Source organism: Apilactobacillus pseudapinorum, from assembly GCF_040369555.1.
Lineage (GTDB): Bacteria > Bacillota > Bacilli > Lactobacillales > Lactobacillaceae > Apilactobacillus.
Window position 1 is genome coordinate 22,641 of the sequence record NZ_BAABVU010000033.1, and the last position, 6,000, is coordinate 28,640.

The 6,000-nt window shown below is 37.0% G+C and carries 5 protein-coding genes; all 5 read left to right on the forward strand.

Annotated elements, in window-relative coordinates; all coding sequences use genetic code 11:
* Nucleotides 1-44 precede the first annotated feature (44 nt).
* Entirely contained in the window at nucleotides 45-1,058 is a 1,014-nt protein-coding gene (gene gap, locus ABWU86_RS06020; protein ID WP_053949769.1) for a type I glyceraldehyde-3-phosphate dehydrogenase, read from the forward strand.
* Between the two features lie 159 nt (nucleotides 1,059-1,217).
* On the forward strand, nucleotides 1,218-2,432 hold the full coding sequence (locus ABWU86_RS06025) for a phosphoglycerate kinase (RefSeq protein ID WP_293793033.1): 1,215 nt from the start codon (nucleotides 1,218-1,220) through the stop codon (nucleotides 2,430-2,432).
* A gap of 174 nt (nucleotides 2,433-2,606) precedes the next feature.
* Nucleotides 2,607-3,368: a triose-phosphate isomerase gene (tpiA, locus tag ABWU86_RS06030; RefSeq protein ID WP_293793032.1), complete on the forward strand. Its 762-nt coding sequence runs from the start codon at nucleotides 2,607-2,609 to the stop codon at nucleotides 3,366-3,368.
* 98 nt (nucleotides 3,369-3,466) lie between these two features.
* Nucleotides 3,467-4,786: a phosphopyruvate hydratase gene (gene eno / locus ABWU86_RS06035; RefSeq protein WP_053949772.1), complete on the forward strand. Its 1,320-nt coding sequence runs from the start codon at nucleotides 3,467-3,469 to the stop codon at nucleotides 4,784-4,786.
* A gap of 94 nt (nucleotides 4,787-4,880) precedes the next feature.
* Nucleotides 4,881-6,000, forward strand: a 1,120-nt coding sequence (locus ABWU86_RS06040) for a ClC family H(+)/Cl(-) exchange transporter (protein ID WP_353322005.1), incomplete at its 3' end; no start/stop codon positions are given.

The window sequence follows — 6,000 nt, forward strand, 5'->3', positions numbered from 1 at the left end:
CCGTACGTAGTACTTAAATTTATTTCTCTAGGAGGAAAACAGTTATGACTGTAAAAATTGGTATTAACGGTTTTGGTCGTATTGGTCGTTTGGCTTTCAAACGTATCCACGAACTAAACTCAGACGAAATTGAAGTTGCTGCTATCAACGATTTAACAACTCCTTCAATGCTTGCATACTTATTAAAATATGATTCAACACATGGTAAATTCCCAGGTGAAGTTACTTCAACTGATAACGGAATCGTTGTTGACGGTAAGGAAGTTCCAGTTTACGCTGAACGTAATGCCGCTGACCTACCATGGGTTAAAAATGATGGTGTTGACTTTGTACTAGAATGTACTGGTTTCTACACTTCAGAAGAAAAATCACAAGCTCACTTAGACGCTGGTGCAAAGCGTGTTCTTATTTCTGCACCTGCAGGTCAAATTAAGACTGTTGTTCCTGGTGTTAACTTGGATACTCTAAACTCAGATGACAAGATTGTTTCAGCTGGTTCATGTACTACAAGTAGTATTGCACCAACTGCTTACTTCTTGAACAAAGACTTTGGTATCAAAGTTGGTACTATGACTACTATTCATGCCTTTACTTCAACTCAAGCTATCTTAGATGGCCCTCGTGGTAAGAAGTTCAGAAACAACCGTACTGCATCAACTAACACTATTCCTCATTCAACTGGTGCTGCTAAGGCCCTAGGTCTTGTTGTTCCAGAACTTGACGGTAAGTTAAATGGTGTTGCTCAACGTGTTGGTATTGTTGACGGTTCATTAACTGAATTAACTGCTATCGTTGAAAAGAAGAACGTAACAGCTGATGAAATTAACGCTAAGATGAAAGAATACACTGAAGGTAACGAAGCATTTGGTTACAACGATGAACCAATCGTTTCAAGTGATATCATTGGTGATACTCACGGATCAGTATTTGATGCTACTCAAACTGATGTTACTACATTCGGTGACGACCAACTTGTTAAAGTTTGGTCATGGTACGATAACGAATGGGGCTTCACTTGTAACATGGTTCGTACTTTACTACACTTCGCTCAACTATAATCTTAATTATAATTTAGCAAGTTTTAAGGTGGAGGAGGCAAATGCCTCCTCCATTTTTTATAATAAATAATTTTAAAAATCTTTGAAATTATACTTTAAATGAAGTATATTGAAATTGTTACATTTATTTATTAAATATTGTTTGGGAGGTAATCTAGATTGGCTAAGACAGTTGTTTCTGATTTAGATTTAAAAGGTAAAAAAGTTTTAATGCGTGTTGACTTCAACGTTCCTATTAAAGATGGCGTTGTTGGTGATACTAGTCGTATCGTTGGTGCTATTCCAACAATCAAATACGTAATCGAACATGGTGGAAAGGCTGTATTATTCTCACATCTTGGTAGAATCAAGAGTGAAGATGATAAGAAAGAACTTTCACTACGTCCAGTTGCTGCAAAGCTATCTGAACTAATCAACAAGCCTGTTACTTTTGTTCCTGAAACAGAAGGTTCACAACTTGAAGATGCAATTAACAACATGAGCGATGGTGACATTGTTGTTGTTGAAAACACTCGTTTTGAAGACGTTGTTGACGGTGAAACTGTTAAACGTGAATCGGGTAATGATCCTAAGTTAGGTGAATACTGGGCTTCACTTGGTGACTGCTTCGTAAACGATGCATTCGGAACTGCTCACCGTTCACATGCTTCGAACGTTGGTATTGCAACTGCTATGGAAGCTAACGACAAACCTGTTGCTGCTGGTTTCCTAATGGAAAAAGAAATTAAATTTATCGGTGGTGCCGTAAACGATCCTAAACGTCCATTTGTTGCCATCTTAGGTGGTGCAAAGGTTTCAGATAAGATTGGTGTTATCGACAACCTACTAGATAAAGCTGATAAAATTATCATCGGTGGTGGAATGACTTACACATTCTACGCTGCTAAAGGTTTCTCAATTGGTAACTCACTAGTTGAAAAGGACAAGATTGATACTGCTAAGGAAATCTTAGAAAAGGGTGGCGACAAGATTGTTCTACCTATCGACTCAATCGTTGCTCCAGAATTCAACAACGATGCTCCAATTCAAACTGTTGGTGAAAATATTCCTGATGGTCAAATGGCTCTAGATATTGGTCCTAAGAGTATTGAATTATTCGAAAGCGTTCTAAAAGATGCTAAGACTGTTGTTTGGAACGGACCTATGGGTGTGTTTGAAATGAGTAACTTTGCTAACGGTACATTAGCTGTTGGTAAGTTCTTAGGTCAACTAACTGACGCAACTACTGTTGTTGGTGGTGGTGACTCAACTGCCGCATGTAACGAATTAGGTATTGCTGACAAGCTATCACACGTTTCAACTGGTGGTGGAGCTTCTCTAGAATACATGGAAGGTAAGACTTTACCAGGTATTGCTTCAATCACAGATAAATAAGATAAGTTATCTTTTTAAGATTCGATGTATAACATCGGGTCTTTTTTTTGTATAATAAGAGGAGTGGGAATTGCCTAACAAGGTAATTGCTAAACAGGATATTCATTGCGAAAAATGATATCATTAAATTGTGGCGTTAAACGATAATTATAATAAGAGTATAGGAGGTATAAAATGAGAACTCCTTTTATTGTTGGAAATTGGAAGATGAACTTAACATTATCTGAAGTAGAAGATTTCCTAAGTACAGTCAAAGGAAGATTGCCAGATCCACATGACGTGGAATGTGCAATTGCTGCATCTTCAATTTATATGGATGCTTTGACTAAATTTTGTAAAGAAGAAAAAAACTTAAAAACCGCAGCACAAAACTGCTTTTATAAAGATTCAGGAGCATATACTGGTGAAGTTAGTCCAATGGCACTAGCCGACATGGGCGTTAAGTATGTGATGCTTGGTCATTCTGAACGTCGTAAATACTTTGACGAATCAAACAAAATGATTAATAAAAAAGTAAAAGCAGTAATTAAAAATAATATGACACCGATAATTTGTTGTGATGAAACCATGGCAAAAAGAAAGACAGTCGATGAAATGAATTGGGTGGTAAACCCAGTGATTGAAGCATTGAAGGGGATTTCACCTGAAGATGCCAAGCACGTGGTGATTGGCTACGAACCTAGTTGGGCAATTGGAACTGGTCGTACTGCTAGTGCTGCAGAAATTCAAGAAGCTTGTTTTTTAATTCGCGAAACTTTAATTGATTTATATGGTCAAGATATCGCTAACGAAATTAGAATTGTATATGGTGGAAGTGTTAATTCACGCAATGTTGCTGAAATTATGAAGCAAGAGGATGTGGATGGAGTTCTTCCTGGAAAGAGCAGTTTGAAGGCCGAAGAATTCATAAAAATCGTTAATTATCAAAATAATTAACAGATTGAACAGTTTTTTATTGAAAGTTAGTCGTTAAAATAATAAAATGAAAGTAGCCTTGATTCCGAGGTAACAACTTTCATTAAGGAGAGAATAAAATGTCAATTATTTCAGATATTTATGCTCGAGAAGTACTAGATTCTCGTGGAAATCCTACAGTTGAAGTAGAACTATATACTGAAGCAGGTGCAATGGGACGCGGTATCGTTCCTTCAGGTGCATCTACTGGTGAACACGAAGCCGTTGAATTACGTGACGGTGACAAAAACCGTTTCATGGGTAAAGGTGTTACTAAGGCTGTTAACAACGTTAATAACATCATCGCAAAAGAAATCGTAGGTTACGATGTAACTGATCAAGTTGCTATCGATGAAGCTATGATTAAGCTAGATGGAACTCCTAACAAAGGTAAGTTAGGTGCTAACGCTATTCTAGGTGTTTCTTTAGCTGCTGCGCGTGCTGCTGCTGATGAACTAGGTGTTCCTTTATACAACTACTTAGGTGGTTTCAATGGACACGTATTACCAACACCAATGATGAACGTTATCAATGGTGGTAAACATGCCAACAACAAGGTTGACTTCCAAGAATTCATGATCATGCCTGTTGGTGCGGAAACTGTTAAGGAAGCTATCCGTATGGGTGCTGAAACTTTCCACAACCTAAAAGCTATCTTGAACGAAAAGGGTTACTCAACTGCCGTAGGTGACGAAGGTGGTTTTGCCCCTGACTTGAAGAACAACGAAGAACCATTTGAAATTTTAGTAGAAGCAATTCAACGTGCTGGTTACAAACCAGGTAAAGACGTTTCAATCGCCTTTGACTGTGCTGCTTCAGAATTCTACGATGCAGAAACTAAGAAGTACAACTTAGTAGGTGATGGTAAGTCATACTCTGCTGATGAATTTGTTACATTGCTAGAACAATTAGTTGACAAGTACCCAATTATCTCAATCGAAGATCCTTTGGATGAAAACGAATGGGAAGACTGGCAAATGGCTACTGAACGCCTAGGTAAGAAAGTTCAAATCGTTGGTGATGATTTATTCGTAACTAACACTGATTACCTACAAAAAGGTATTAAGAGTGGCGTTGCTAACGCTATCCTAATCAAGCTTAACCAAATTGGTACTTTAACAGAAACTGTTAACGCTGTTGAAATGGCTAAAGAAGCTAACTACACAGCTATCATCTCTCACCGTTCAGGTGAAACTGAAGATACTACAATTTCTGACTTAGTTGTTGCTCTAAACGCTGGTCAAATTAAGACTGGTTCAATGAGTCGTGGCGAACGTATCGCTAAGTACAACCAACTAATGAGAATTGAAGATCAATTAGCTTCAGTTGCAGAATACAAGGGTATCAACTCATTCTACAACCTAACTGAAGAAGCTCGTAACAACGTTATTAACAAATAATAACTTGTTATAAATAAAAAAGCATTGAATGTTTCAATGCTTTTTTTGTACATATTTTTGAATGTTATTTCATGTGGATAAAGAGGCGGACAATTTGCAAGTTGATAATATTAAAAGGTTTAAATCAGTTTTATATGGGGTACTGATTGGAATCGCTGCGGGATTAATAGTTAGTTTATTTAGACTAGGAATTGAGAACCTATCAAAAGGTTTCCTATTACTAGCCAAATTAGCTAAACATAATTTAGGCTTTTTAGCGCTATTGATATTGATTAACGTTTTAATTGCGTTAATTGGTTATAGCTTGATTCAAGAAGATAAAAACATCAAAGGTTCAGGAATTCCACAAGTAGAAGGTTTACTAAATGGTGAATTAACTTATTCTTGGTGGTCGGTTCTATCTAAAAAATTCGTAGGTGGGATTTTAGCGATTTCCAGTGGTTTATTCTTAGGAAGAGAAGGGCCTTCAATTCAATTAGGAGCGACCACTGCGCAAGGACTTTCCAAATTGTTGAAACAAAACAGCGATGATGAAAAAGTTTTAGTTTCCGGTGGAGCTGCAGCTGGACTATCTGCGGCATTTAATGCACCCATTGCTAGTACATTATTTGTACTAGAAGAGATCTATCATAACTTTTCCACATCAGTGTGGATAGTTTCATTATCAGCTGCTGTAAGTGCAAATTTTGTTTCTAGTGCTATCTTTGGCAAGGTTCCCGTTTTACACATGGCATATTCACATGTGATTCCGTTACACATTTATCCTTACTTAATTGGTTTGGGGATTATTTTAGGATTGTGCGGAATGATTTATGAATGGTCAACATTGCATATTAATGATCTATATGAAAAATTGAACTGGGTTCCAAACATTGTGTGGATAACAATTCCATTTATGTTAGTAATTCCATTTGAAATGTACTTACCCACAATCGTAGGTGGTGGAAGTACAATGGTTTTATTAATCGCCAAAGTAACACCAACACTAACAATTTTGATCTGGTTTTTAATTATTAGATTTTTCATGTCTATTTTTTCTTATTCAACTGGTTTACCCGGTGGCATATTTTTACCAATGTTATCATTAGGAGCACTAATAGGGGCGATTTATGCCCAAATATTGATATCATACGGAGTCTTACCACAGATTTATTTTGTTAACTTCATTATCATATCAATGAGTGGATTCTTTGCTTGTGTAGGGAAAGCACCAT